Raw genomic sequence first — 26,401 nt, 5'->3', positions numbered from 1 at the left:
TTAAGAAAAAATTTCTTTAAAAAAAGGAGACTTTTTAGCATATTTTTCGAATAAAAGACCGTCTATTCTTTTTCCCATCCAGGGTTTATCCTTCCCAACATAATGATAGATATAAAACCAATTTTCTTTTTTACTGAGACCAAAAAACTCTTTCATATTTTCTAAAAAAATTCTTTTGGCTGTAATCCGGTAAGATTTCGTCATGTTATATTTACTGGAAATCAATTTTATACCACCATTTCTTGATAAAACAGAATTAAGAATATCCTGATCCTGCAATAACGGTTCTTTAATGGTTTCTAACGCACCGAAAAGTTTTTCAGTTATATTAATTTCATTCATTTTCTTCAAATTATATAACATTACCCCGGCATTAAAATACTTTAACGGATCGGGCATTTGCAGATAATTGCGAAAATAAGTTTCGGTAAAAACTTTATCTTTTCCTTCCTTTATTTTGTCTATAACGAATGGACTTGGCGAACAGATGGCTAATCGCTCTTCAAAATCTATTGAAGCCAGCTCAGAAATATCTGCATCCACAATAAGATCACTATCCAGATACAATATTCTTTCATATTGAGGAAACAACTGAGGAATATAAAATCTGTAGTATGTACTTACACTCATATAGGAATTGAGATAGAATTTATCCGCATCAAAATTTTCTAATGTTATAAATTTCAGAGAGAAGTTGGGAAACTTAGAAATTTGCTGTTCTGCCAGTTTTTGATTTTCCTGACTTATGTATTCACTTATGATATTAATTTCATACCTGCAATCCTTATTTTGGTTCGTTAGAAGTGAGGCAATAACCACACTCGTGTACTTGAAATAAGAATCATCACAAGTAAATACAATGGGAAGAAAATTCATCATTTTAAAAAATATCTCAAAAATACAAAGAAATACATTAAAAACTTTAATCTTCATATATTTGCAGAAAGTTATTTCTATCACAGATTAAAGAAATATTTCCTGCCGCTGTAAAATAGAATGATAATGATGAAAAAAACTAAGCAAATTCATGAGAATTGAGCAATTAACCTTTACTCGTTTTGTAGCAGCATTGGCTATTGTTGCTTATCATTTCGGAAGACCTCTTAACATTTTTTCTAATCCAATCGTTAGTAAAATTCTAACGCAAGCTAATGTAGGCGTAAGCTTTTTTTTTATTTTATCTGGTTTTGTAATGATAATTGCTTATGGAAACAGTAAGACGATTAAATTTAAGTCTTTTCTTAAAAACAGATTTGCAAGAATATATCCTTTATACCTTTTTGCCATATTCTTAATGCTTGCTTTGCATTTATTATATCCTAAAGAAAACATTCTTGCTACAGATATAATTTTAAATATAATAATGTTACAAGCATGGTTTCCGGATAAGGTTTTTACCGTTAATCTTACAGGATGGTCATTATCCGTAGAACTTCTTTTTTATGTTATTTTTCCTTTTGCTTTTAATTATTTTTACAGAAAATATACTGTTAAGCAGCTTTTATTCCCTATACTCATATTTTGGGGGATTACACAGATTTTTCTTTGCTGGGCAATAAACAGCCATTGGGAAATCAATAACGCATTATTTACAAAAAGATTTCTTTTGTATTTTCCGATCATGCATCTCAATCAATTTTTGGTTGGAAATCTTGCAGGATTATTTTTTATTCAATATTTAAAAAATAAGTCTGGAAATTATGATTATGCCATTCTTCTCATTTTCCTAGCAATACCCACTGCACTGGTTTTTCGCCCGGAATTCTTGAATTATCATGATGGATTTTTGGCGTTACTTTTTATCCCATTCATCATAATAATGTCTTTAAATACGGGAATAATAACCCAGATTTTCAGATGTAATTTTTTTGTATTCTTAGGAGAGATAAGTTATGGTATCTATATTTTGCAAATTCCTGTTTTTTTATTCACAGAGTTTATTTTACAAAAATTTCATGTATCAGGGGATCTGAAACTTTTTATTTGTGGTACTATTGCTTTATTATTTTTTTCTGCTTTAAGCTATCGTTTTATAGAGAAGCCATTGCGTGAAAAAATTAAAAAAATTAATTTCTAATATCCAGAAACATGCTAGGAACATTATTATATAGAATTGAACGCGCTTGGGCTGTACTAAAAGGGGAAGCCATTGCTACCAACAAAAAAAAGAAAGAAAAGCCATTCCGTGATGAACCTTTTTCTGAAGCAGATCAAACCTTCATCAGTTCTATAAAAATAGAATTTTTCTTCGCAGAATTTGGAGAACAGAGAGTAAATGGAGGTGGAGCCGATTTTCAGAATGGAGAATCCCGTTTGGATCCTTCTTTACGGACTTTAAAGAAATATTTCCCTAATGCCAAATATACTGTTTACTCCGATTTCAATTTAGAAATAGAGGGAGTAAACCTCATCCGGGCAACTTCCCCCGTTGCTCATCCAGAGCATGAAAGATATGGCTACAGAACTGCAGATTATTTTAAATTTTATTCTTTGACTCAATCTGATGCAGATTTTAAATGTGTTTTAGATTCCGATATGGAAGTAGTTTCCAGCGACATAATAGCTCTTATTTATTTAACTGAAAAATTCGGATTCTGTGTCCCCGATAACGACAGGCAACTGCTAAGACAGGATATGATCTGGTCCAGAGACGGAAAACCAATCACCGATGAAAGCTTAGGTTTAGGGCATTCTTACAACCAAAGCCCCATGACTTTATGGAAAAATGACGAAAAAGGAAAGATTTTTTATGAAAATTGTTGTGAAATCATGATGACAGATCCTTCAAGAGCATCCCTTGTGATGTGGAAATCCGCATGGAAAACCGGATTTTACCCATACATCCTACCCAAACAATGGTGTCTTTGCGATGGAAACGAAGGTCTTGGCGAAGAAGTTATTCTACATGTTGGACATAAGAAAATAAAGGACTTTTATAAATTGTAGTTTAATGAAAACAATACATTAATCATTAATATACTAAATTTTAAAATATCCATAATTGTATAACATGAAAGACAAAATTTATTATACAGTTCCTCTTATACATATATTCGTTATAATATATAGTGCCTTATACTTTATAACAGAGACAAATGATTCTCGAGATTATTATATGATTGCAGATAATTTACCTCGAATTACAAATAGTCTTTTTCCTATCATGTATCCTGTCATTCTGCGAACTTTCAATACTTTTTTGAATGATTATTTTCTATGTTCAAAAATTATTAATGCAATATGCATTTTATCATCTTTATTTATTGCAAAAAAATATCTCCAAGAATGGAAGCTATATTGGATTTTAACTTTATCCTGGGGCTTTTTTTCCATTACAACATATTCTTGGTCAGAAATATTAATCATTCCTCTTGGGTTACTCTTATTTATAAATCTTAAGAGAGTTTTCGAATTAAACCATTCTTACTGGAAAATAGGCTTATTGCTTTTTTTACTCTTTTTAACAAAATATTCATTAATTTCTATTTCACTAGGCTTATTATTAATATCTGCCGTGAAATATTACATCAGTAGAAGTAAAACTTATAAAAACTTAACGATATGGTCATTTTTCAGTATTGTAGCTAGTTCCATTTATTTGTTTTTGAATTATCTTCTCACTGGTTTTTTAACAGGAAACAGAGAAGCATTGGGCGAAGTAAAGTTGAATCTTAGATTAAGTTTTTTCAATACTTTACAGGCATTTAATCCTCTTTTTTCAAATTTGTTTGGGAGAATGCCATACATCATTGTTATCCTAATTTTTATTACTTTAATTTTTATTTACAAAAAAAGATTACAGGTTCTTTTAAATAAAAGCTTACAGGTAAATACAAATTTCATATTTATATCTATTTTTTATCTTGCATTTTTATGGATAACATATTTTTTCACAAAATTAGATGTTTTAAATATAAGACTGCTATTTCCGTTTTACTACTTTTTTTTCATGGGTATTTTTTTAAATTCGCAACAGATAAAGGGTAGAAAAATGATGGAGATTTTAATAGTCAGTAATTTCATATTATTTATTGTACTTTCATCTTTACGCATATCAGATTATTTTTAAATGATTATAGGAAACGGACTTATTGCCTCGCTTTTTAAAGAAAATGACTTAAAAAATGTCATGTTCTTTGCATCTGGTGTTTCAAATTCAATGGAGACAAGAAAAGAAGAATTTCTACGGGAAGAAAACCTCATTCACAAAACCATTTCTGAAAACCCCGATACCATTTTTGTTTATTTTTCAACTTGCAGTATTTATGATTCTTCCAAAACAGGAAGCGACTATGTTCTACACAAACTGAAAATGGAGCAAATTGTAAAGAATTCGTGCACTGATTATCTTATTTTAAGAGTAAGTAATGCCGTAGGGAATGGCGGAAATCCAAATTTATTGATGAATTATCTAACCCGGTCTGTTCGGGCAGGAGAAACGATTAATGTGCACACCAAAGCCACAAGAAACCTTATTGATGCAGATGACATCAAAAAAATAACATTGAGCTTACTTGAAAATCAAGAATTAAATAAAATTGTAAATATTGCATATCCCCAAAACTATACGATTATAGAAATTCTGGAGATTATTGAGCAGTTTTACCATAAGAAAATTGATATTCATCTCATTAAAAGTGGGTCGGGATACGACATCAACATTACCGATCTCGAATCTTATTTTGCAGAAAATGTTTTAACAAGCAAAGAAATTTATTTAAAAAATATTCTCAAAAAATACTATTCTGTAGTTTAACACAAAGATCCCATGCAAGATTTACCTCTTATATCCGTAATTACAACGTATTACAACTCTGTTCAGCTGGGCGATTTCGTACAATCGTCTATGAACTGTCTGCTTCATCAGACCTATAAAAACATCGAATTTGTATGCGTTAACGATGGTTCTACAGATTCTACACTTGCGGAATTGAAAGTATTTGCAAAGCATGATTCCAGAATAAAAATTTATACGAAAGAAAACCAAAAATATGCACAATACTCCAAAGCTTACGGACAGGAAAAAGCTTCAGGAAAATTCATTTTTTTATTCGATCATGATGATGTGATTGATCCGGATACTGTTGAGAAGTGTTATCAAACTTTTTTAGAGCATCCAAATCTCGACATTGTAACCCCCATTGTAGTTACTCAATTTACAGACGGAAAAATAAAAAGTATAAATAATATTTATCATGAGGATTCGTTGGATAAGAAATTTGAATATAAAGAATTTTCAGGGAAACAAATTATACACGACACTGTAGGGCGTTACGACATTCATATAAGAGGACTTTATCGGGCAAAAACGTTCAAATCTCATTCTTTTTCTTTTACAGAGCCACTTTTAAATGCCGATGAGATTGTTGAGCGGCTCATCTTTGAAGAAGCCTCTATGATCGGGAACTGCAATGCCGTTTATACCCATTTTATTCATCCAGATTCTTCCGCAAAAAAATTGTCCATTAAAAAAATAGATCTTGTGCGAACAGATGTACTGCTCAGAAATATTTTTAAAGAGAAGAATATTTATGAAGACCGAAAATCAATTTTTGAATTTGTTGCGTATAAAAATCTGGTGAATGCCATCAAAATTTTTCATCATTTTTCTCATGAAATGACAGCTGAAGAAAGGCACATTCAGTTTAATAGAATCAAAAATTCTTACAAAAATTTAGATAAAAATGAAGTTAAAACTCAGTTTAAAGGATTGAGTAAGGCTTACAATTCTATTTTGCTTTCAAATTTCAGTTTCTTATTTCTCTATTATAGATTCAAAAAATAAAATATTACCTTTCAAAACGGTAAATAAATAATTTCGCCGCAAAAGCCGATGGTATATTTTGGAATAAATTCTTCTTTTTAACGTCGCTGCTGTATTCAGAACTAAAATAATCGGCGAAACTTAATCTGGTAAGTTTTTGCATTCTATCGATATTAGTCTGAAGATAGTTTTTATCCTTTAGTGCTTTCCATTGCATAATAAGAACCATTTCTTTGAAGAGTATAATTTTGTTCTTAATAAGACGTTTTAGTTTGATGTTTTTTTCATTCCGGTAAGCCGTGGTAAAGTATTCTAAAATAGTTAGAAAGTTTTCGAAATTCCTTTTAGTTCTATTGAAAATAACCGATTCTCCATGCAGATAGTACAGATAAGTAATATCGTCTATTACGGCTAAAGAATCTGTTTTAAGCAAAAGATGAAAGAACCAAAGTTCGTCTTGTGCGTACAGCCCGGGAACAAAGTAGATTTTGTTCTCTACAATAAAATCTTTTTTAATTAATTTATTCCATGAAGATGAAGGAAAACCGCCGTTACTGTATTCGGAGAAAATTTCCAGTCGGTTAGAGTATTTTTTTTTTGCAGCATTGGTTGGAAAACCGAAATCTTTAGTTGTATTATCAAAAGTATTAATCCAGCGGTTTTGGGCTACTGTTATTTGGGCATTGGTCTTTACCGCATCGTTTACCAATAATTCGATACATTCTTCAGTAATTTCATCGTCACTGTCTAAGAAATAAATATAATCACCTGAAGACGCATTAATACCGGAATTTCTCACCACAGACAACCCCGAGTTTTTTTCATGCTCCAAAACTTTGATATTGAGTGAAGGATTCTCCTGTATAAAATCTTTAACAATCTTCATACTTTCATCCGGCGTACAGTCGTTAACCAATATAACTTCAATATTCTTATATGTCTGCTTTTCTACAGATTTTAAGCATCTCCAGATGTATTTCTCACATTTAAAAATGGGAATACTAATACTTACTAAAGGTTTATTTTTATCCATCAGTCGTTTTGGTCTTGAAAAATAGCAAAAGTATGAAGAATATTTAATACTTTTGACTAAACATTTTTAGATGAAAAAGACAGCAGGTTTCTTTTTTATAAAATTTCAAAATTTCTTCAACAGTTGTATCAACGCAAAAAAACGAGATCTTTTTTTTACTGAGAAAAGTATAATAGACCCTTCATTTAGATTGGGATCTGGTAATATTCTTGATATCTCAGAAAAAGCAATATTTAATTTCGGAAAAAACGTTTTTATCAACAGTTCAAATTTCATTACTGTAAAACCCAATGCAAAGTTCTCTATTGGTGATGAAACTTACATTACAAGAGCAACAATTTCTTGTTTGGGAGAAGTAGAGATTGGGAAAAACTGTATTCTGGGAGAAGGTATGAAAATTTTCGACCACAACCATCAATATACCAAAAATCCTTTTTCTGTTGCCAAGACCGATTTCAATATAGGAAAAATTAAAATCGGAAATAACGTATGGACGGGTGCAAACGTAATTATCCTTAAAGATGTAACGATTGGAGATAATGTTATTTTGGGAGCGGGTTGCGTTATTCACAAAGATGTTCCTGCAAATTCTGTAATTATTAACAAACAGGAATACCTTATTAAAGATATTAAGTGACATTTTCTTATATCTTAATAATAAAATACAAATATGATTCTCGTAAATAAACCTTTTTTACCTCCTTTACCAATTTATCAATCTTACCTGGAAGGCATTTGGAAAAGACAATGGCTTACCAATATGGGACCCTTGGCCAACGATTTAGAATTAAGACTAAAGGATTTTCTTAAAGTTAATCACCTGCTTTTTGTTACTAATGGTACCGTGGCTATACAAATGGCGATTAAAGCCCTTGATTTAACCGGAGAAATTATTACTACACCATTTTCTTTTATTGCCACCACAAGCTGCATTGTCTGGGAAAACTGTAAGCCTGTCTTTGTGGATATTGACAAAAACTCGCTTAATATTGATGCTGATAAAATCGAAGTTTCTATAACGGAAAAGACCTCGGCTATATTAGCCACGCACGTTTACGGAAATCCTTGCGATGTCGAAAAAATTGAAAGAATCGCCAAAAAATATAATCTCAAAGTCATCTATGACGCCGCACATGCTTTTGGTGTGGAGATTAATGGCCGATCTATTTTTGACTATGGTGATATCTCCACATGCTCTCTTCATGCTACTAAACTCTACCATTCTACAGAAGGCGGCTTGCTTATCACAAAGGATCCCAATCTTTTAAAAAAGCTAGCTTACATCCGTAATTTTGGTTTTGATGGTCCAGAAAACTTTGCCGAGTTAGGCATTAACGGTAAAAACTCAGAATTTCACGCGGCTATGGGCTTAGCCAATCTAAAGTACATCGATAGTATTCATCAAAAAAGAAAAGAATTAACATTACGCTATGATGAAAAACTTAAAAACCTAAAAGCGGTTAGACCAATCTGGCATAGTAATTCTGAAAACAACTATTCGTATTACCCAATCATTTTTGAGTCTGAAGCCTTCATGCTAAAATGCATAGAGCAGTTAAATGCCCACGAGATTTTTACCAGACGCTATTTTTACCCTTCTCTAGCTAACTCTTTGCATTATTTAGAAAAACAAGAACTAGAAATTACCGACAATATTGCAAGACGCGTGCTATGCCTGCCTTTGTATTATGATCTCACGCTAGAAGAAGTAGATTTAATCGCTAGACATTTATTAAGAATTCAAAATAATTAAAATGAAAGTAGCCATTATGCAACCTTATTTCATGCCTTACATTGGCTATATTAGCCTGATAAAGCATGTTGATCTATTTATATTATTTGATCCTGTGCAATTTATTACACACGGATGGATTGAAAGAAATAGAATCTTAAAGCAGAATGAGGGTTGGCTCTATATACAAGTCCCATTAATCAAAAATAATAGCCGCCACACCAAAATAAAGAACTGTCTAATAGACAACACAAAAGACTGGAAATCAAAGATAAAGTCACAACTGCAACCCTATAAAAAGATTGCACCACATTATTATAAAGTGATGGCGCTTATAGATAGTATATTTTCTAGAACATATGAGGACATCGTCACACTTAACAAAATTTCTTTAGAAGAGATCTGCAAATACCTTGGTTTTCCAAAAGAATTACCTGTCTTCTCGGATATGGGTCTTAATATTGAAGAACCTCAAGCGGCTGACGAATGGGCATTAAATATCTGCAAAACAATTAGTAAAAATACAACTAACAAAATACATTACATTAACCCAATCGGCGGCCTCGATTTTTTTGACAGATCAAAATATGCATCTCAAGACATAGAGTTGTCCTTTCAAAAAATACAGATAACACCATACAATCAAAAAAGAGAACCTTATGAACTAGGTCTATCCATTTTAGATGTTTTAATGTTTAATACACCTGATGAGATTAATGTGATGTTAGATCAGTTTGAATTAATATAGTATGGATAAAGCTATTGGAGGCTATTTTGGACTAGAGCTCTCTCCTAAAGAAGATTATCTTTTTAAAGATTTTGTACACCTCAATACAGCACGCAATTGTTTTGAGCACATATTAAAAGTTTCTAACTTCAGTAACGTATATTTGCCTTATTACACCTGTGAGGTAATGCTAGAGCCTCTCCATAAGTTGAACATTGCATTTGAGTTTTATGATGTAGATGATCATTTAGAACCTCTATTTGATTTTGAAAAAATGCCCGAAAATACAGCTTTCTTAATGACTAATTATTTTGGTCTTAAAACCAATTTCATAAAAAATCTTAGCACCAAAATCCCCAATATGATAGTAGATAATGCGCAAGCATTATTTGCACAAATAACAGATTGTATCGGATCTTTTTACTCTCCACGGAAATTTATAGGCATAGCTGATGGTGGTCTATTGTCTTGCAATAATAATTTAGATCTTCATTTTGAACAAGATTACAGTTATGAGCGCATGGCTCACTTATTAAAACGGATAGATCTTTCTGCTGAAGAGGGATATTTTGATTTTTCTAAAAATGATAAATCATTAGAAAACCAAGCAATCAAACAAATGTCTAATATATCTAAAAGCATCCTAGCCTCTGTTAACTTTGAAGAGGTTGCAAAAAAAAGAAAGGAAAATTTTGCGATATTGGATCAAAATTTAAGTTTTAAGAATGGATTAAAAATAAGCCTTGACTCATCAGACGTGCCAATGGTGTATCCTTTTAGAACAAAAAATGCAAAAAAAATCAAAGAAAAATTAATCTCAGAAAAAATATATTGTGCAACCTATTGGCCGAATGTTTTGAACTGGTGTGATAAAGATAAAAATTCTTATCATCTCACCAATGAAATTATTGCATTACCAATAGACCAAAGATATACAGAGCAAGATATGAAAAAAACTTTAACTTTAATACAAACCAATATTTAAGACATGAATATCGCAGGAAAAAAAATCAGATTAAGAGCAATAGAACAAGAAGATCTAGAATTACTTCATAAATGGGCTAATGATCCCGAAATTAATAATATGATTGGAGGTTGGCACTTTCCTAGCAGTAAAAAAGATCAACAAAAGTGGTTTGAAAGCCTTTCGGTTTCATCGCTCAATCAGAGGTTTGCAATAGACACCGATGAACTTGGGCTAATTGGCACTGCTAATCTGGTAGATATCAATTGGAAAGATAAAAATGCACACCATGGTATGCTGCTTGGTGACAAAGATATTCGAGGAAAAGGCCACGCTGTAGATACGATTATGACTATCATGAGATATGCTTTTGAAGAATTAGGACTCAATCGTTTAGACGGATCTATCATAGATTATAATGCACCCTCTTATGGCGTCTATGTAAAAAAATGCGGATGGAAGGATGAAGGCATACAAAGAGAATGGTATTTTAGACATAACAGATTTTGGGACAAAAAAATAGTGGGAGTTACTAAAAATGATTACAATGAACTAATCTCAAATACTAATTATTGGAATAATGAGCAATAGCTATACTATTATAGACAATACCCTCCCTAATCCAATGGTAAGCGTAGCTATGTTAGCTTATAATCATGAAGACTATATTGAAAAGGCTATTGAAAGTGCGTTAATTCAAAAAACCAATTTTTCTATTCAGATTGTTATCGCGGAAGATCATTCTACAGACAATACCAGAAACATCATTTTGGATTATCAAAAAAAATATCCAAAAATTATCAAGTTGCTATTACAAAATAAAAATGTTGGAGCAACTCAAAATAATAAGGATCTTTTCAAGGCTTTAGAAGGCAAATATATCGCTGCTTTAGAAGGTGATGATTATTGGATTGATGAGAATAAGATTCAAAAACAAGTAGATATCCTCAATGCCAACCCAAATTATAGCCTGTGTTTTACTAATGCTAAAGTTTTGAATGATGACCTCATTGCAATAAATGATAAAATATCTAACGTTGAAAGCAAAACATATAAAGATACAGATTTGCTTAATCAATGGTTAATTCCTACTGCCAGTACATTATTTATAAATTCTTTTACTGAAAAGGATTATGAGATACTTTCTCATCCAGACATTATATTTGGAGATATTATTTTATTTTTAGTTCTAGCTAATAAAGGAGAATTAATTGGACTAGAAGACTATACTTCTGTCTACAGAATTAACAATAATAGTTTTACCAATAAAGAAAAATCTATTACTTATTATGAAAAACTATTCAGACATTTAAATTATTTATCTGTTATTTTTGATGGAAAATACAAACCCCTAATTCAATCACACATAAATCATCAAGGTTATAAATTATTTAAATATTATTTATCCAAATATAATTTTAAAGCGTTCAACTATATAAAATATTATTTCTCACATTCTTCTTAAATTTACCTCTACAATGCTGTTCTCTCTACTTATTGCTCATTATAATAATTTTACACTTTTTAAAGACTGCTATCAAAGCATTATTAACCAAAGCTATGGAAATTTTGAAGTAATAATTCTGGATGATTGTTCTACGGATGAATCCTACGAAAATTTACAAAATCTTATTGGCAATGATAATCGTTTCACAATTTACAGAAACCCAGAAAATAAAGGTGTTGGATACACTAAAAAGAAATTGGTAGACTTCGCAAATGGGCAAATTTGTGGCTTTGTGGATCCAGATGACGCTCTCACTCATCATGCAATTAAAAAATCTATAGATTGTTATTTCACAAAAGAAGTTATTGCTACTTATTCCAAAATTAATATATGTGATGAAAATTTAAATTTCAAAAAAATATTCCCCAATACCTATAAAGTAAAAAAAGCAAATCCATTATTTTTTAATATTCAGTTCGAAATTTCGCATTTTTTTACATTTAGAAAAAGTGCCTATGAAAAAATCACAGGAATTAATCCCGATTTGAAAATAGCAGAAGATATGGATTTGTATCTACAGCTATATGAAATTGGAGAAATACAGTTCATTCCGGAAGCATTATATTTTTATAGAATTCACGACAACGGTCTTTCTCACACTCAAGAAAAATCGAAAATAAAAGAAGATAATTGGCATCAAGTAATTCTGAGTGCTACAAAACGTAGAAATCTAAACACTCTTTACGGAAAGAAAATTGATGATATACCCAATCTTCCAAAATTTATCTATGAGAAACAAAACACTTTTTTTAACAGAGTGATAAAAAAACTGAGCTAAAATTCACTATATGAAGATTAAAATACTTATTCGCCATCGCTCGATGGAAATGGGAGGAGTAGAATGGCTTATTTTAGATTTATTACAAAATCTTCCGCGAGAGGTGTTTGATGTAACTTTATTATTAACTATTTTCCAAGGGGAGCTTAGAAATGAAATTCCCAGCGATATAAAAGTTATCAGCATACAAAAAGGACGGGAAGACATGAGTTCTAATCGCTGGATAAGAAATCTCCAGCTTGCGAAAAGAGCCTTCATTCTTTGGTATTACAGAAAAAATCCAAAAGCTCTTTACAGAGATTACATCAAAAAAGATTACGACATCGAAATTGCACCGGGTTATACAGATTTCGATTCGGTTTTGAAAAGCCCTATTCCATCAAGAAAAATAGGATGGTTCCATACCGATGTTTCGTACGACCCGAATAAGGATCGTGTAATGTATCGCATCAACAGTCTGAAGAAATTCGATTGGGTTATTTTCGGATCAAAGCAGACGAGAGATATTATTAAAGATCTTTACCATATAGAATATCCCAACAGCTCTGTAATTTATAATGCCATTAAAATTGATGCAGCAAAAGAAAAGTCATTGAAATTTCCTGTATCTTACGATGTACATCCCGTATTTTCATCTATGGGAAGGCTTCATAGCCGGAAAAACTATCATACGTTGATGAACATTCACAAAAGACTTTTAGATGAAGGCTACATGCACTCTATTGCAGTAATTGGAGGCGGCGGGGAAATGGAAAATTTAAAGGCTCAGGCAAAAGAACTTAATGTTGAGGAAACATTTATTTTATTAGACAGCCAAATAAATCCTTATCCTTATATAAAAAACTCAGATTATTTTGTGCTTCCATCAGAATCCGAATCTTATCCGCTAACTATTGGAGAAGTAATGGGACTTGAAATTCCGATATTAAGTACAAATGTCGGCGGAATTCCCGAAATGATTGAGCATAATTATGACGGATATCTTACAGAACCCACAGAAGACTCTATCTACGAAGGCATGAAACTTTTTCTTACTCATACTGCATTACCGGAAAAATTGAAAGAGAATTCTAAATTCTCGGTTCGAAAATTCGACAATGAACAAATTCACAAACAATTAGCAAATGTTTTTGAAGAACAATTTAAGCTGAAACAATGAATTCACCTTTAGTAACCATTCTCACTCCAACATACAACAGAGCCCACACTTTGCCACGCGTGTTTGAATCTTTGCAAAAACAGACTTTCAAAAACTTTGAGTGGCTTATCATTGATGACGGCTCTACGGATAAAACAGAATTGCTTATAGAAAATTTTAAAAAACAGGCAGAGTTCGATATCAGGTATTATCATCAGGAAAATCAGCATAAATTTCTCACTTTTTTTAAAGGAATACACCTCGCAAAAGGAAAATATTTTTCTCCATTAGACTCCGATGACGCATTAATGCACGATGCATTAGAGTTTTTAGTAAAAACATGGCAAAGCATTAATAATAAAGAGGAAATAGTTTTTGTTTCCACATTATGTCAGGATCAAAAAGGATTTATTGTTGGAGATCAATTTCCGTACGAACCACTTATTTGCAGTATTTTTGATATGCGATACAAATTTAAGGTGAAAGGTGATAAATGGGGAATGGGTAAAATTGAAGTTTATAAAAAAATGAAAATAGATTTTGAAAATCTTTCCGGAAAAGGCTTCATTCCGGAGGGTGTTTTTCAGTTTCAGTTCGACAAATTAGGTTTTCATTACTGCGTAAATAAGGTAAGCAGAATCTATTACCGCGATGAAAATGACAATCAATCCCTTGCAAACCAATTCTATGACGATAAAAATGCTTTCGGACTTGCAGAAAATTACAAAGCTTTTTTGAATACCTATAGTTCCAAATTATGGACACATCCAAAAACAATCATTAGAAATATAGGTGGATATCTGAAATTTTCTCAAAAAGACAAGAGATCTTACAGAATGATTATTTCTGATATTCAATCAAATACCATCAGGATTTTAGCTACTTTGCTGTATCCGTTTTCAAAATTTATATAAAATAATTGAATGCATCAAAAAAAGAAAATTCTTATTCGTATTGGTTCTCTTCGCCATGGTGGTGCAGAAAAAGTACTCGTTACTTTTTTGAAGAATCTCCCCAAGGATCAATTTGAAATCGATTTACTTTTAAACCTTTATTCGGGGAAATATTTGCAGGAAGTTCCCAACTGGATAAATGTTTTGTACCTCAACAAAGGAGAAATGATTACCACAAACCGAATTCAGGATATTCCTAAAAAGGCATCTCGCGTTATTTATCAAAATTTATTGAGAAAATTCCCGAATTTACTTTATAAAAGAAAACTTCAGAACAAAAAATACGATATAGAATTTGCCGCCATCCACGGCATGAGGGACGAAATATTAAATTCTCCTTTGCAGTCGTCCAAAAAAATTGTCTGGATTCACAATGATCTTTCGGAGGTACAAGGCTATAATAACGATGAAATTAAAAAGTTTTTTGGCTTTGATAAAATCTTAGTTATTTCTCAAAAAATTGAAAAACTTTTTCACGATTTGGTAGAAAATATTGCTGAAAAACAAAAAATAATAAAAATCTACAATCCTTTAGACACACACGAAATCTTAACTGAGGCAGAGAAACCGGTAATCAATTATGCATTTGATAAAAATATTCCCACATTTATTTCTGTAGGAACTGTTTTTCCGCAAAAAGGATTCGACAGGCTTCTCAATGTTCATAAAAAACTTTTAGAAGAAGGATTTCAACATAAATTGCTGATTGTAGGAGATGGGTACGATTTTGAAAAAATCAAAAATTTGAAAAATGAATTGGGAGTTGATGATACAGCCACACTTTTAGGCTTTACAGAAAACCCTTATCCATATTTTAAAAATGCAGATTTTTACATTCTGAGTTCCCGATATGAAGGATTTCCTACGGTTTTATTTGAAGCCATTACTCTTCAAAAAAAAATTATCGCAACAGAAGTTTCGGGTGTAAAAGAAATGTTAGACAATGGCAGTTTAGGATTAATCGTAGACAATTCTGAAAAAGGAATTTACGAGGGAATGAAAAAAGCCTTGGTAAACCCTACTCTTTTCGAGAATTACACCATAAGAATGAAAAGTTACACCAAGCCATTTACTCTGGAAAAATCCGTAAAAGATATTACAGACATTCTCAATAAGCTCTGATTTTTACCTTAAAGATTTAAATTTGTTTTTTATGACAGATCATCACTCAACATTACAGAAAGATTTTTACAGAGAGAGCGGGAAATGGCTTTCAACGCTACAGATGTTAAAAAAATGCATCAGTCCCAATCTTCATTTTATATATATTTTCAGAAAAACTCAGCAATACAGCAAAACTCCGATTTTAGGATTTTACTGGAGACTTATCTTGAGGCATTTTCAAATTAAATACGGATTTCAAATTTATCCTGAAACAGAAATCGGAGAAGGTTTTTACTTAGGACATTGGGGAAGTCTGGTCATTAACCCAAAAGTAAAAATCGGGAAAAACTGCAATATTGCACAAGGAGTAACAATAGGGCAGCAAAACAGAGGAAACAAAAAAGGCTTCCCAATCGTAGGAAACCAAGTCTGGATAGGCCCAAATGCGGTAATTGTGGGCGGAATAACCATTGGAAACAATGTATTAATCGCTCCGAATGCTTATATAAATTTCGATGTTCCAAACGATTCTGTTGTGGTGGGAAATCCGGCTCAAATATATACTAATCCTAATGCTACAGAAGGATACATTAATAACCTCATCTAAATTTTTCAGTATTAAATTTTGTTAAAAACTATTAAAGCTGATTCAAAATTAATATATTTGTATGATTATTGATTTAATCTATCAACTTCCCGAAGTTATTAAACTAAATGAATAATTCTAAAATTTAAACTATGACATCTTCTTACGACCATATTTTTGAAAATAACAAAAAATGGGTAGAATCTAAGATTGCAGATAATCCTAAGTTTTTCGAGGAGCTTGCAAAAACTCAAAATCCTGAATATCTTTATATAGGATGTTCAGATAGTAGAGCAACTGCTGAAGAGCTGATGGGAGCTAAGCCGGGAGAAGTTTTCGTTCATAGAAACATTGCCAATGTGGTAAATACTTTAGACATGAGCTCTACTGCTGTCATTCAGTATGCGGTGGAACATTTAAAAGTAAATCACATAGTGGTTTGTGGACATTACAACTGTGGCGGTGTAAAAGCTGCTATGACTTCTCAGGATTTAGGACTTCTGAATCCGTGGCTCCGAAACATCCGTGATGTGTACAGATTACATCAGGAAGAACTTGATTCTATAGAAGATGAAGGAAAACGTTATGATAAACTGGTAGAACTTAACGTTCAGGAACAGTGTATTAACGTCATTAAAATGGCTTGTGTTCAGGAAAGATATATCCTTGAGGAGTATCCCGTTGTTCATGGTTGGGTTTTCGATCTCAGAAGCGGAAAAATTATCGATTTGAAGATTAATTTTGAAGAAATATTAAAAGACATTCAAAAAATATACAACCTGACGGGATCCGATTGGGTAATGAGCCGAAAGACAAAATAATTTGTCTAAAACTAAGTAAATGAAATTCTGGAGTATTGTTACATTACTGTTTATGCTAAACTTTACAGCTTTGCCAAGCATTGCTGTTATGGCAGGATGGGAAATTCCCAAAACAAATGTAATGCTTAATGAGGAAGAGCCTCACTCCCAGTATTCTTCGCTTTTCACGATGTTTGAAAAAACATTACCTAAGACTTTAAACGTACACGACTTCCTGAAATTTTTCGAAAATGATCTGGAAGAAAAACCTTTTATCCTGATTGATGATGCCTCTCATCTCTCTCCTCTTTTAACGATATTCTCGCCTCCCCCAGAAGCGTAATTTTCTTTACATATAATTTTCATCACCTTTATTTACAGGTTATGAGGATTATGCATTCCTTAAATTTCCACAATTTAATTTATTTCAGCGGGCTTATAATACCATAAAGTTCGTCGGATTATTTTAGCATTTTTCAATCATCATGAAAAAATCAAAATCATTATTTGGAGGGATTAAAGAAAATTTCCCTTCAGGTCTCGTAGTATTTTTAGTTGCGCTTCCACTTTGTCTTGGTATTGCACTTGCTTCGGGAGCACCACCATTATCCGGAATTATTTCCGGGATTATTGGCGGACTTGTTGTTGGGGCAATCAGTAACTCCAATATCTCAGTTTCGGGACCGGCTGCTGGTCTTACTGCTATTGTTTTAACGGCAATTACAGACCTCGGAGCGTTCGAACTCTTTCTATGTGCGGGAATTATCGCTGGACTCATTCAATTGGTTTTAGGCTTTATACGTGCAGGAAGTATTTCGAACTATTTCCCTAACAATGTTATAGAAGGTATGCTTGCCGGTATCGGGATCATCATTATTTTAAAACAGATTCCTCATGCTGTAGGTTTTGACAAAGATTATGAAGGTCACGAATCTATATTCGATAATGTATTAAACTTCAACTACTTTACCGAACTTTTAGGAGCAATACAACCTGGAGCAGTGGTAATTACATTAGTATCTATCGGAATTCTTCTAGCGTGGGATCATATAACATTTTTAAAGCGAATGAAAATGCTTCCCGGAGCTTTGGTAGCCGTAGCTGTTGGTATTTTACTTAATGAGTTATTCAAATCTACAGGAAGTTCGCTTGCCATTGGTAAAGAGCATTTGGTTCCTCTTCCGGTTCCAAAATCTCTGGAAGACTTTAAAAATCTCATAACATTACCAGACTTCTCCGGATTTACCAATTCTAAAGTATGGCTTGCCGGTGGAACCATTGCCGTAGTTGCTTCGGTTGAAACGTTATTATGTATTGAAGCTTCCGACAGGCTGGATGTTCAGAGAAGAATAACGGACACCAACCTCGAACTTAAAGCACAGGGAATAGGGAATCTGGTAAGCTCATTTATTGGTGGACTTCCGATGACCTCGGTTGTGGTAAGAAGTTCTGCAAACGCTAATGCAGGAGCAACGTCTAAAGTATCTGCAATGATTCATGGTGTTTTACTTTTGGTTTGCGTTCTTACAATTCCTTTCCTGCTGAATTTAATTCCTTTAGCTACGCTTGCTGCGGTATTACTTTTGGTAGGATATAAACTGGCAAAGCCGGCAACTTTCAAACATTTCTGGCATTTAGGAAAGTATCAGTTCATCCCGTTTGTAGCAACAGTGATTGCTATTGTGGCAACCGATTTACTGAAAGGAGTAGGAATAGGTTTAGCCATCTCTATTTTCTATATATTACAGGGAAATATGAAACGGGCATACTATTTAAGCAGGGAAAAGCTGAGCAATGCCAATGGTATTAAAATAAAACTGGCAGAAGAAGTTTCTTTTCTAAACAAAGCAGCTATTAAGAAGACTCTTAAAAATATTAAACCTAATTCTAATATTACAATTGACGCAACAGAAACATCTTATATCGCAACGGATGTTTTAGAAATGATTCAGGACTTTGCCAATATCAGAGCTAAAGAAGATGATATTAACGTGGAACTTTTAGGATTTAAAACATCATACAGAGATTACGAGAGCAACGAAGATTCTCACATCGTAATTACACACAATGAAGCAATTTAATTAATTTCAAAAAAAATAAGAATAAAAATATGAAAGCACATACATCAGAAACCCAATCTACTATTACTCCGGAAAAAGCACTTAATTTTCTTAAAGAAGGTAATGAAAGATTTGTTAATAATTTAAAAGCAAACAGAGACCTTTTAGGACAGGTAAATGCAACAAGAGAAGGACAGTGGCCTTTTGCTGTTGTTTTGAGCTGTATCGACAGCCGTACTTCTGCAGAATTGATATTCGACCAAGGGTTGGGAGATATTTTCAGTATCCGAATTGCCGGTAATTTTGTCAATCAGGATATTTTAGGATCAATGGAATTTGGATGCAACGTTGCAGGCTCTAAGCTTATCGTAGTTTTGGGACACACAAAATGTGGAGCATTAAAGGGCGGACTTGATGCTGCCGAAATCGAAAGCATGGGTATGGATAATCTTAACCATCTTATCAGCCATTTCGATCCTATCATCAATAGAATTATTGAAGACGGTGAAGAACGTTCTTCTAAAAATGCCGAGCTTTTAGAAAAGCTTAATCAGCATAATGTTCTGAATGCCATTCAGGATATCCGCAAACAGAGTTCAACTCTTAAGAAATTGGAAACTGAAGGGAAAATAAAAATCGTAGGAGCCAATTATGATGTCGAAACGGGCGTTGTAAACTGGTTATAAGAGTTTTTATTTAAAACATAAAATTGCAATAAGTCGGAAATATGATTTCCGACTTATTATTTTGTAAAAATTTTTTTCTAGATTTACCAAATTAAAGACACAAAACGATGATTTTCCTCTTAGGCTTAATGGCAGCTGTGAGTCTTGGATTTGCTCTGCTCATAACATATTTCTGTTTAAAACTCACAAGAAACATCCGCCAATATTGGCTTTACTGGTTATTAAATACAATAGTTTTTACCGTTAGTTTTTATATTTCGGTTATAATCACAACATATATTGTATTTGGAGATGTGGATGGCTTATTTTAAAAAGGCAGTTTGAAAATATCATTTATGTTGACTTTAGCCCCTTTATCTTTTTGGATTATGAAGCTTTTTGGTCAACATCTAAAGAAAACTAAATATACATGGTTCAGTAATCTATGTATTTTTATTGCTGTTCTCTTTATTTTAATATATTTATTTACAAATATTAACTATTATCTATTTTATGCATTCAAATGAAAAGGGCTAACTAGTTTTACAACAACTATTTGCCGTTAAACGAAGACATGGTATTATTAATTCCTGCAAAAACAAAAGAAAGACTGGCTTTGGCAAACTTATCTATTCTTTCCGGCAGTTTCTCGCTTTCTTCGGTATTCCAAACACCTAAAACATAGTCTACCTGTTTTCCTTCGGCAAATTCAGCAGAAATTCCAAAACGCAGCCTTGCATAATTTTGGCTTTGCAAAACTTCCTGTATATTTTTTAATCCGTTGTGTCCTGCATCAGAACCTTTCATTTTCATGCGTAGTGTACCAAATGGCAATACAAGATCATCCGTAATTACCAAGATATTCTCCATTGGGATATTCTCTTTCTGCATCCAGTATTTTACAGCATTTCCAGATAGATTCATATAGGTATCGGGCTTCAGAACCAGAACTTTTCTTCCTTTATATTTACCTTCTGCCATCCAGCCAAAATTGGTACTGTTAAAAGGTGCTTCTAAATTTTCTGCGATTTTATCGGCAACTTTAAAACCTATATTGTGACGGGTATTTTCATATTCAGTTCCTTTATTACCTAAACCGACAATTAAATACTTCATGAATTTATTTTTTTTGCAAAATTAAGTCTTATTCAACAAAAAACTCAACCCTAACAGGATTGAGTTTAAAAAATATTTTAGTTGATATTACATCGGTTTGTAAAAATAATTCACCATGAAACCTTGAGTTACATACGTTTGAGGATCGTATCTGTAATTGGTTGAAAAAACAACCGGCGTAGGAATAGGAACCATTAAATCTGTAATAGAAACTCTTTTAGGGTTATTTGGTGATAAAATTAAACTTCTGTCGTCATTAATCTCTGTAGAAATTAGCACAGAAACTTTATATTCGAAAGGCAGTAAAGTATATGCATTTATGTTGGAATCATAATTCAAAAATTCAAAATTATACTTCTCTGTTGGAGCATTTAAGGTACTTCCGTTAATAACCCCAATTTCCTTTAAAGTTGAAGAAACATTATCTCCTAAATAACTGAAAGTTGCTCTTGAATAATCGGTATATGCAAAAGAACTTCCTCCAGCATCCGGACCGTCTTTTTTCAAGATTGTAGCCAGTTTTCCAGTAGTAGAACTGTACGTTAAGGTATATATAGATTTTGTTTTAGAGAAAACTACCCATGGTTGAGGCGGTGTTCCCGAAGCTTTTCTGTAAACAGTTCTATTTTCAGAAATTAAAGTAAGCTTTCCTAAATTTCCGTATGTGTACTGTTGGGTATAAGAAGTACTGTCGGTATCCAAAACACCATCACCATCAGAATCCAGATAACCGTTAAAAGTTACTTTACTTATTTTATCGCCGCTGTACTCAATCTGAGTTACAGAGCCTTTTTCTGTAAGAACTTTCGTTAAAAGAAGACCACTGTACTGATATTCTGCAATAGTTCCTGCGTCTGTAACTTCTCTGGACAAAGCTCTCGGTCCAACAAGACCTGTATTTGGGTTCAAATCCAAAAGCGGATCACCTTCCTCATTGGTGAGATCTTTACAAGAATTTACAGATGACAAACCTGCTATCAGTAAAACAAAGTAGAAAAGTCTTTTCATTTCTAAATGGATTATATAATTTTCCACAAATATAATTTTTTTTTGTATAAAAACTATCTTTTTGCAGATATTATCGCAAAAAATACAATAAAAAATAAATGATAAAGCTTGGTAAATAAGTTTTCCTACCTACGTATTTACTTCACGCGCATAAATCTGAAAATCAACCAAATAAATATCTCATTCGGAAATTAGGCTGATTAAGAATTTTCACGTTACAAGTAAAAAGCTCTTCATTATCATATTCCCAAAATAGATTTCAGCAAAACATTTACTTCATCTACATTTTTCACTTTATCTTTTCGCATCATAAGCTGATTGCCATCTTTAGCCACTTTTTCTTTCAGTTGAGCTTTTGCGGGGTTTTGAGTAAGATAAGAAATAATATGTCTGAATTTATCGGTCTGATAAAATTTATCCTGAGGATTTCCCGGAAAATACCCTAAGAATATACCGTTTTTCATCACTATTTTTTCAAAACCTATTTCGGCAGCGAGCCATTTCAGCGCAACACTTTTCAGTAAATTAACAGCTTCATCAGGCAAATCTCCAAAACGGTCTTTAAGTTCAGATTCAAATTGATGAAGATCTTTTTCGTTGTCGATTTCTGCCAGTTTTTGGTAAAGCTGCAATCTCTCTTCAGTGCTGGAAACGTAAGAATCGGGTAACATCAGTTCCAAATCTGTATCAATATTTACTTCTTTTACCGATTTGAATAGTTTTTGTCTTTCCTCTTCATTTTCGAATAAATTTTCAAAATCTTTATCATCTTTAAGTTCTTCCAATGCTTCCTGCATAAGTTTCTGATAGGTTTCGAAACCCATTTCATTGATAAATCCGCTCTGTTCGCCACCCAACAAATCACCGGCTCCACGAATTTCCAAATCCTTCATCGCAATTTGAAATCCGCTGCCCAAATCCGAAAACTGTTCTATCGCTTCAAGTCTTTTTCTGGCATCGGAAGTCATCATATCAAAAGGCGGAGTAATAAGGTAGCAAAACGCTTTTCTGTTGCTTCGTCCTACTCTTCCTCTCATCTGGTGGAGATCTGCCATCCCAAAACGCTGTGCATCATTAATGAAAATAGTATTGGCATTAGGAACATCTACTCCACTTTCTACAATGGTGGTAGAAACCAAAACATCATATTTCCCATCCATAAAATCGAGTACATTCTGCTCAAGCTGTTTACCATCCATTTGTCCGTGACCCGTAATAACTTTTGCATCCGGAACCAACCGTTGAATAAGCCCTGCAATATCTTTCAGGTTTTCTACTCTGTTATTGATAAAATATACCTGACCGTCTCTTTGAAGTTCATAAGACACCGCATCGCGAATAATTTCTTCATTAAAGCCAATAATCTGAGTATCTACAGGCTGTCTGTTTGGCGGAGGAGTTTTAATGACCGACAAATCTCTCGCTGCCATTAAAGAAAACTGAAGTGTTCGCGGAATGGGTGTGGCTGTAAGAGTAAGCGTATCAATATTACTTTTTAACGTTTTAAGTTTATCTTTTACCGCAACACCAAACTTATGTTCTTCATCTATAATGAGTAATCCTAAATCTTTAAATTTAATTTTTTCTGATGTGAGTTGATGTGTACCAATCACAATATCCAGTTTCCCGTTTTTTAAACCTTCAATCGTTTCATTTTTCTGTTTTGCAGTTCGGAAGCGGTTCATATAAGAAATATTAACAGGAAAATCTTTCAGTCTTTCTTTAAAGCTTCTGTAATGCTGAAACGCCAAAATTGTGGTAGGAACCAAAACCGCCACCTGCTTTCCATCGGTTGCAGCTTTAAAAGCAGCTCTAATAGCAACTTCAGTTTTACCAAAACCTACATCACCACATACCAAACGATCCATAACGCCTTCATTTTCCATATCATTTTTCACATCGATGGTCGCTTTTTCCTGATCGGGAGTATCTTCGTAGACAAAGCTTGCCTCCAACTCATTCTGCAGATAAGAATCCGGACTGAAAGCAAAGCCTCTTGCTGTTTTTCTTTCGGCATAAAGTTTTATCAGGTCGAAAGCAATCTGTTTAACTTTGGCTTTGGTTTTCTGTTTTAAAGATTTCCAGGCAGGAGATCCCAGTTTACTTAAAACAACTTCTTTTCCGTCTGGGCCGTTGTATTTGGAAATTTTGTGTAAAGAATGAATACTTACATAGAGTAAATCTCCATTTTTATAGGTAAGTTTGAAACATTCCTGGATTTTTCCATCATTATTTACTTTCACCAATCCCATGAATTTACCAATTCCATGGTCGATATGTGCAATATAATCTCCCACTTTTAAAGACATTAAATCCTTCAATGTTAACTGCTCAGATTTCGCAAAAGCATTTTTTGCTTTGTACCTTTGGTAACGGTCGAAAATCTGATGATCGGTATACACCAGAATTTTATGATCCTGATCTAAAAACCCTTCATGCAGTTCAGATTTAAAGCTTTTAAAAGAAATTTGATGTCCCAGTTCTTCAAAAATAGATTCGAGTCTGTCTTTTTGCTTTTCTGTGGAAAAAGAAATCCATAAATCGTAGCCATCATCATGTTTCTCTCGGAGATTTTCGATGAGCATTTCAAAATTCTTATGGAAAGAAGGCTGAGTGGTTTGGCTTAATTTTAATTCAGTCGATTTCAAATTTTCTATACCTACACTACTGAAATCGATTGTTTTGAATTTCTTATAATCAAACAAAAACTCTTCATCCGAAATAAAAAGTTCCTGCGGAGTTCTGTGAGAAATATCTTTATTTAAACCTTCATATTTCTCTAATGCTTTTTCGTAGAAAGATTTAATTTTCTGAAGCCCGACTACCACATTTTTAGAAATAATTACCGAATCTTGAGGTAGAATTTCCAGTAAAGAAACCTTTGTACCCGAAACCGAGAAATTCATATTGGAAACCAACTGAAAACCGTCTACTTTATCTACTGAAAGCTGAGTTTCTATATCAAAAGTTTTTATACTTTCTACTTCGTTGCCGAAAAATGTAATTCTGTAAGGCTTTTCGTTGGAAAAAGAAAAAACATCTACAATCCCGCCTCGAGCAGAAAATTCTCCGGGTTCGGAAACAAAATCGGTCTGCTGGAACTGATAATGGTTCAACAGTTCATCAACAAAATCAAAATCCAGATGATCTCCGGTTTTTATATGATGCGAAATGGCTTTAAAATCTTCTTTTTTAAGAACTTTTTCAGATAAAGCACCCATGAAAGCCACAATTACTTTAGGCGACTTTTCAGAATTTATTTTATTGAGAACTTCGGTTCGCAAAACAAGATTTGCATTCTGTGTTTTCTCGATTTGATAAGGTTCAAGGTGAGTCGCCGGAAAATAAAGTACATTTTCATTACCGAGCAAATCTTCCATTTCTGTATTTGCATACAATGCCTCTTCTTTTTCATCCAAGAGAAAAAGAACCGTTTTGTTCTGGGTAAGGAAAACTTCTGCCGCAAAAACAGAAGAAGCAGAACCTGCACTACCCTTTACTGAAAGATGAGTATTATTTTCTAAAGAATGTAAAATTTCTTTTCCAAATTCTTTTTTTAACAAATCGGGCAAAAATTTTTCGCTGATGTTTTTTAACTGCATAGATAATTTGTAAAAACGACAAAAACGATTTCGGAGAACTTCCCGAAACCGTGCAAATATCATACAAAGGTAACAGTTTATTTTAAAATGATAAGATTTTCCAAAAAAGAGCCGATGTATAGAAATCATCTTAAAATTCAACCAAAATATTAGAATTTAAGTTAAAAAAGTAAACCAAAATATTTTTTAGGCATACAATTTGAAAACCCTATACCACTAACCGAAAAAATAAATATTATGAAAAATGTATTCAAAATTTTAGGAGTCTTCGTACTTCTATTTGCTTTAACTTCGATCACTTCATGCAGTAGAGACGACGATCCTGCAGATAACGATTTTTTTGCAGGCACTTACAAAGGCAGTATATCTTACAAAGACAGTTCTAACGATATTGCTACGGATAACGGAGAAGTTTTTGTTACAAAAATCGCCAGCGGAACAAAATACAACTTCCGATTCTCTAACAGCATTCCCGATCTGAACGGTCTTCAATTTGAAAAACAAGGAGATAATTCTTTGGTAATGGTGGGATCTAATGCTTTAGTATATGTAAGAATAGACAATAAAGAATTAAAAATGTTCTATAAAGCTGACGGTAAAACTTGGACAGCCAATTGCACCAGATAATAAAACATTCTTGATACATGAAAATCCATCTCATATTTGACGATGGATTTTTTAGTTACAGCAAATCTTAATATGTTATAAAATTTGGTTAAGAAAATGAAATTAAATTTTTTCTATTGAAATTTTATCTAAATTTACTTTGATTATCCGTTTTTAATCATAACCCTGTAATGTTAGCAATAATAAGCCTTTCAAAGAGGCTATCTCCAAAATATCTTCGATTTAGCTTGTAGATGA

The 26,401-nt window shown here is 32.8% G+C and carries 25 protein-coding genes; 20 read left to right on the top strand and 5 right to left on the bottom strand.

Translation table 11 applies throughout. From position 1 onward, the window contains the following. Entirely contained in the window at nucleotides 1-879 is an 879-nt protein-coding gene (locus IV513_RS05260) for a glycosyltransferase family 8 protein (RefSeq protein WP_209389467.1), read from the bottom strand. A 148-nt stretch (nucleotides 880-1,027) separates the two neighbouring features. Between IV513_RS05260 and IV513_RS05255 the strand changes: the two genes are divergently transcribed. The 4 genes from IV513_RS05255 to IV513_RS05240 all read left to right on the top strand — a co-directional run bounded on the left by IV513_RS05255 (nucleotide 1,028) and on the right by IV513_RS05240 (nucleotide 5,785). After that, entirely contained in the window at nucleotides 1,028-2,077 is a 1,050-nt protein-coding gene (locus IV513_RS05255) for an acyltransferase (protein WP_209389464.1), read from the top strand. 11 nt (nucleotides 2,078-2,088) lie between these two features. After that, complete coding sequence (locus tag IV513_RS05250; RefSeq protein WP_209389462.1) at nucleotides 2,089-2,946, top strand: hypothetical protein; 858 nt, start codon at nucleotides 2,089-2,091, stop codon at nucleotides 2,944-2,946. Between the two features lie 1,123 nt (nucleotides 2,947-4,069). Beyond that, nucleotides 4,070-4,756: an NAD-dependent epimerase/dehydratase family protein gene (locus IV513_RS05245; protein WP_209389460.1), complete on the top strand. Its 687-nt coding sequence runs from the start codon at nucleotides 4,070-4,072 to the stop codon at nucleotides 4,754-4,756. Between the two features lie 12 nt (nucleotides 4,757-4,768). Further along, a complete protein-coding gene (locus IV513_RS05240; protein ID WP_209389459.1) occupies nucleotides 4,769-5,785 on the top strand; it encodes a glycosyltransferase family A protein in 1,017 nt (338 codons plus the stop codon). Between the two features lie 4 nt (nucleotides 5,786-5,789). On the opposite strand, the gene IV513_RS05235 is transcribed toward IV513_RS05240, so the two are convergent. Next, a complete protein-coding gene (locus tag IV513_RS05235; RefSeq protein ID WP_209389458.1) occupies nucleotides 5,790-6,797 on the bottom strand; it encodes a glycosyltransferase in 1,008 nt (335 codons plus the stop codon). Between the two features lie 70 nt (nucleotides 6,798-6,867). Here IV513_RS05235 and IV513_RS05230 point away from each other — a divergent pair, with 70 nt between their 5' ends. The 15 genes from IV513_RS05230 to IV513_RS05160 all read left to right on the top strand — a co-directional run bounded on the left by IV513_RS05230 (nucleotide 6,868) and on the right by IV513_RS05160 (nucleotide 19,832). Next, entirely contained in the window at nucleotides 6,868-7,434 is a 567-nt protein-coding gene (locus IV513_RS05230; protein ID WP_209389457.1) for a DapH/DapD/GlmU-related protein, read from the top strand. A 33-nt stretch (nucleotides 7,435-7,467) separates the two neighbouring features. Continuing rightward, nucleotides 7,468-8,550 (top strand): DegT/DnrJ/EryC1/StrS aminotransferase family protein, encoded by a 1,083-nt coding sequence (locus IV513_RS05225; protein ID WP_209389456.1) that lies wholly within the window; start codon nucleotides 7,468-7,470, stop codon nucleotides 8,548-8,550. Between the two features lies 1 nt (nucleotide 8,551). Continuing rightward, nucleotides 8,552-9,277 (top strand): WbqC family protein, encoded by a 726-nt coding sequence (locus IV513_RS05220; RefSeq protein ID WP_209389455.1) that lies wholly within the window; start codon nucleotides 8,552-8,554, stop codon nucleotides 9,275-9,277. Nucleotide 9,278: 1 nt separating this feature from the next. Beyond that, a complete protein-coding gene (locus IV513_RS05215; RefSeq protein ID WP_209389454.1) occupies nucleotides 9,279-10,241 on the top strand; it encodes a hypothetical protein in 963 nt (320 codons plus the stop codon). Nucleotides 10,242-10,244: 3 nt separating this feature from the next. Next, nucleotides 10,245-10,811 carry a GNAT family N-acetyltransferase gene (locus IV513_RS05210; RefSeq protein ID WP_209389453.1) on the top strand — a complete coding sequence of 189 codons (567 nt, stop codon included), beginning with the start codon at nucleotides 10,245-10,247 and terminating at the stop codon, nucleotides 10,809-10,811. Then, nucleotides 10,801-11,685, top strand: a complete 885-nt coding sequence (locus IV513_RS05205; protein WP_209389452.1) for a glycosyltransferase — start codon at nucleotides 10,801-10,803, stop codon at nucleotides 11,683-11,685. Before IV513_RS05210 ends, IV513_RS05205 begins: the two co-directional genes overlap by 11 nt. Before the next feature lie 13 nt (nucleotides 11,686-11,698). Then, nucleotides 11,699-12,505 carry a glycosyltransferase family 2 protein gene (locus IV513_RS05200; RefSeq protein ID WP_209389451.1) on the top strand — a complete coding sequence of 269 codons (807 nt, stop codon included), beginning with the start codon at nucleotides 11,699-11,701 and terminating at the stop codon, nucleotides 12,503-12,505. 10 nt (nucleotides 12,506-12,515) lie between these two features. Continuing rightward, on the top strand, nucleotides 12,516-13,664 hold the full coding sequence (locus IV513_RS05195) for a glycosyltransferase (RefSeq protein ID WP_245168867.1): 1,149 nt from the start codon (nucleotides 12,516-12,518) through the stop codon (nucleotides 13,662-13,664). Continuing rightward, nucleotides 13,661-14,557 carry a glycosyltransferase family A protein gene (locus IV513_RS05190; RefSeq protein ID WP_209389450.1) on the top strand — a complete coding sequence of 299 codons (897 nt, stop codon included), beginning with the start codon at nucleotides 13,661-13,663 and terminating at the stop codon, nucleotides 14,555-14,557. Before IV513_RS05195 ends, IV513_RS05190 begins: the two co-directional genes overlap by 4 nt. A gap of 9 nt (nucleotides 14,558-14,566) precedes the next feature. Next, nucleotides 14,567-15,718, top strand: a complete 1,152-nt coding sequence (locus IV513_RS05185) for a glycosyltransferase (RefSeq protein WP_209389449.1) — start codon at nucleotides 14,567-14,569, stop codon at nucleotides 15,716-15,718. A 31-nt stretch (nucleotides 15,719-15,749) separates the two neighbouring features. After that, nucleotides 15,750-16,307 carry a serine acetyltransferase gene (locus tag IV513_RS05180; RefSeq protein ID WP_209389448.1) on the top strand — a complete coding sequence of 186 codons (558 nt, stop codon included), beginning with the start codon at nucleotides 15,750-15,752 and terminating at the stop codon, nucleotides 16,305-16,307. A gap of 131 nt (nucleotides 16,308-16,438) precedes the next feature. Beyond that, on the top strand, nucleotides 16,439-17,107 hold the full coding sequence (locus IV513_RS05175) for a carbonic anhydrase (RefSeq protein WP_209389447.1): 669 nt from the start codon (nucleotides 16,439-16,441) through the stop codon (nucleotides 17,105-17,107). 19 nt (nucleotides 17,108-17,126) lie between these two features. Next, nucleotides 17,127-17,429: a hypothetical protein gene (locus IV513_RS05170; RefSeq protein WP_209389446.1), complete on the top strand. Its 303-nt coding sequence runs from the start codon at nucleotides 17,127-17,129 to the stop codon at nucleotides 17,427-17,429. A 142-nt stretch (nucleotides 17,430-17,571) separates the two neighbouring features. Then, complete coding sequence (locus tag IV513_RS05165; protein ID WP_209389445.1) at nucleotides 17,572-19,167, top strand: SulP family inorganic anion transporter; 1,596 nt, start codon at nucleotides 17,572-17,574, stop codon at nucleotides 19,165-19,167. Nucleotides 19,168-19,196: 29 nt separating this feature from the next. Continuing rightward, complete coding sequence (locus IV513_RS05160) at nucleotides 19,197-19,832, top strand: carbonic anhydrase family protein (protein ID WP_209389444.1); 636 nt, start codon at nucleotides 19,197-19,199, stop codon at nucleotides 19,830-19,832. Nucleotides 19,833-20,363: 531 nt separating this feature from the next. Here IV513_RS05160 and pth read toward each other — a convergent pair. The 3 genes from pth to mfd all read right to left on the bottom strand — a co-directional run bounded on the left by pth (nucleotide 20,364) and on the right by mfd (nucleotide 25,537). Next, entirely contained in the window at nucleotides 20,364-20,927 is a 564-nt protein-coding gene (gene pth, locus IV513_RS05155) for an aminoacyl-tRNA hydrolase (protein WP_209389443.1), read from the bottom strand. An 87-nt stretch (nucleotides 20,928-21,014) separates the two neighbouring features. Further along, nucleotides 21,015-21,962, bottom strand: coding sequence for a hypothetical protein (locus tag IV513_RS05150; protein WP_243576366.1), 948 nt, complete (start codon nucleotides 21,960-21,962; stop codon nucleotides 21,015-21,017). 212 nt (nucleotides 21,963-22,174) lie between these two features. Further along, the gene (gene mfd / locus IV513_RS05145; RefSeq protein WP_209389442.1) at nucleotides 22,175-25,537 is read right to left on the bottom strand and encodes a transcription-repair coupling factor; all 3,363 of its coding nucleotides are present in this window, start codon (nucleotides 25,535-25,537) and stop codon (nucleotides 22,175-22,177) included. A gap of 237 nt (nucleotides 25,538-25,774) precedes the next feature. On the opposite strand from mfd, the gene IV513_RS05140 reads away from it, so the two are divergent. Continuing rightward, nucleotides 25,775-26,164, top strand: coding sequence for a hypothetical protein (locus tag IV513_RS05140; protein WP_209389441.1), 390 nt, complete (start codon nucleotides 25,775-25,777; stop codon nucleotides 26,162-26,164). Nucleotides 26,165-26,401 lie beyond the last annotated feature (237 nt).

Origin of the sequence: Chryseobacterium sp. RR2-3-20, from assembly GCF_017808115.1 — a bacterium.
GTDB lineage: Bacteria > Bacteroidota > Bacteroidia > Flavobacteriales > Weeksellaceae > Chryseobacterium > Chryseobacterium oryzae.
Note: the sequence above shows the minus strand (reverse complement) of the source record. Positions and strands in the feature narration are given on the sequence as shown.

Excerpts from the sequence above, each read along its gene's own strand:
- IV513_RS05175 (WP_209389447.1), top strand. The coding sequence starts at position 16,439 with ATGACATCTTCTTACGACCATATTTTTGAAAATAACAAAAAATGGGTA.
- IV513_RS05185 (WP_209389449.1), top strand. The coding sequence starts at position 14,567 with ATGCATCAAAAAAAGAAAATTCTTATTCGTATTGGTTCTCTTCGCCAT.
- IV513_RS05205 (WP_209389452.1), top strand. The coding sequence starts at position 10,801 with ATGAGCAATAGCTATACTATTATAGACAATACCCTCCCTAATCCAATG.
- IV513_RS05210 (WP_209389453.1), top strand. The coding sequence starts at position 10,245 with ATGAATATCGCAGGAAAAAAAATCAGATTAAGAGCAATAGAACAAGAA.
- IV513_RS05240 (WP_209389459.1), top strand. The coding sequence starts at position 4,769 with ATGCAAGATTTACCTCTTATATCCGTAATTACAACGTATTACAACTCT.
- IV513_RS05200 (WP_209389451.1), top strand. The coding sequence starts at position 11,699 with ATGCTGTTCTCTCTACTTATTGCTCATTATAATAATTTTACACTTTTT.
- IV513_RS05190 (WP_209389450.1), top strand. The coding sequence starts at position 13,661 with ATGAATTCACCTTTAGTAACCATTCTCACTCCAACATACAACAGAGCC.
- IV513_RS05160 (WP_209389444.1), top strand. The coding sequence starts at position 19,197 with ATGAAAGCACATACATCAGAAACCCAATCTACTATTACTCCGGAAAAA.
- IV513_RS05220 (WP_209389455.1), top strand. The coding sequence starts at position 8,552 with ATGAAAGTAGCCATTATGCAACCTTATTTCATGCCTTACATTGGCTAT.
- IV513_RS05215 (WP_209389454.1), top strand. The coding sequence starts at position 9,279 with ATGGATAAAGCTATTGGAGGCTATTTTGGACTAGAGCTCTCTCCTAAA.
- pth (WP_209389443.1), bottom strand. The coding sequence starts at position 20,927 with ATGAAGTATTTAATTGTCGGTTTAGGTAATAAAGGAACTGAATATGAA.
- IV513_RS05140 (WP_209389441.1), top strand. The coding sequence starts at position 25,775 with ATGAAAAATGTATTCAAAATTTTAGGAGTCTTCGTACTTCTATTTGCT.
- IV513_RS05180 (WP_209389448.1), top strand. The coding sequence starts at position 15,750 with ATGACAGATCATCACTCAACATTACAGAAAGATTTTTACAGAGAGAGC.
- IV513_RS05170 (WP_209389446.1), top strand. The coding sequence starts at position 17,127 with ATGAAATTCTGGAGTATTGTTACATTACTGTTTATGCTAAACTTTACA.
- IV513_RS05225 (WP_209389456.1), top strand. The coding sequence starts at position 7,468 with ATGATTCTCGTAAATAAACCTTTTTTACCTCCTTTACCAATTTATCAA.
- IV513_RS05260 (WP_209389467.1), bottom strand. The coding sequence starts at position 879 with ATGATGAATTTTCTTCCCATTGTATTTACTTGTGATGATTCTTATTTC.
- IV513_RS05230 (WP_209389457.1), top strand. The coding sequence starts at position 6,868 with ATGAAAAAGACAGCAGGTTTCTTTTTTATAAAATTTCAAAATTTCTTC.
- mfd (WP_209389442.1), bottom strand. The coding sequence starts at position 25,537 with ATGCAGTTAAAAAACATCAGCGAAAAATTTTTGCCCGATTTGTTAAAA.
- IV513_RS05255 (WP_209389464.1), top strand. The coding sequence starts at position 1,028 with ATGAGAATTGAGCAATTAACCTTTACTCGTTTTGTAGCAGCATTGGCT.
- IV513_RS05235 (WP_209389458.1), bottom strand. The coding sequence starts at position 6,797 with ATGGATAAAAATAAACCTTTAGTAAGTATTAGTATTCCCATTTTTAAA.
- IV513_RS05250 (WP_209389462.1), top strand. The coding sequence starts at position 2,089 with ATGCTAGGAACATTATTATATAGAATTGAACGCGCTTGGGCTGTACTA.
- IV513_RS05195 (WP_245168867.1), top strand. The coding sequence starts at position 12,516 with ATGAAGATTAAAATACTTATTCGCCATCGCTCGATGGAAATGGGAGGA.
- IV513_RS05165 (WP_209389445.1), top strand. The coding sequence starts at position 17,572 with ATGAAAAAATCAAAATCATTATTTGGAGGGATTAAAGAAAATTTCCCT.
- IV513_RS05245 (WP_209389460.1), top strand. The coding sequence starts at position 4,070 with ATGATTATAGGAAACGGACTTATTGCCTCGCTTTTTAAAGAAAATGAC.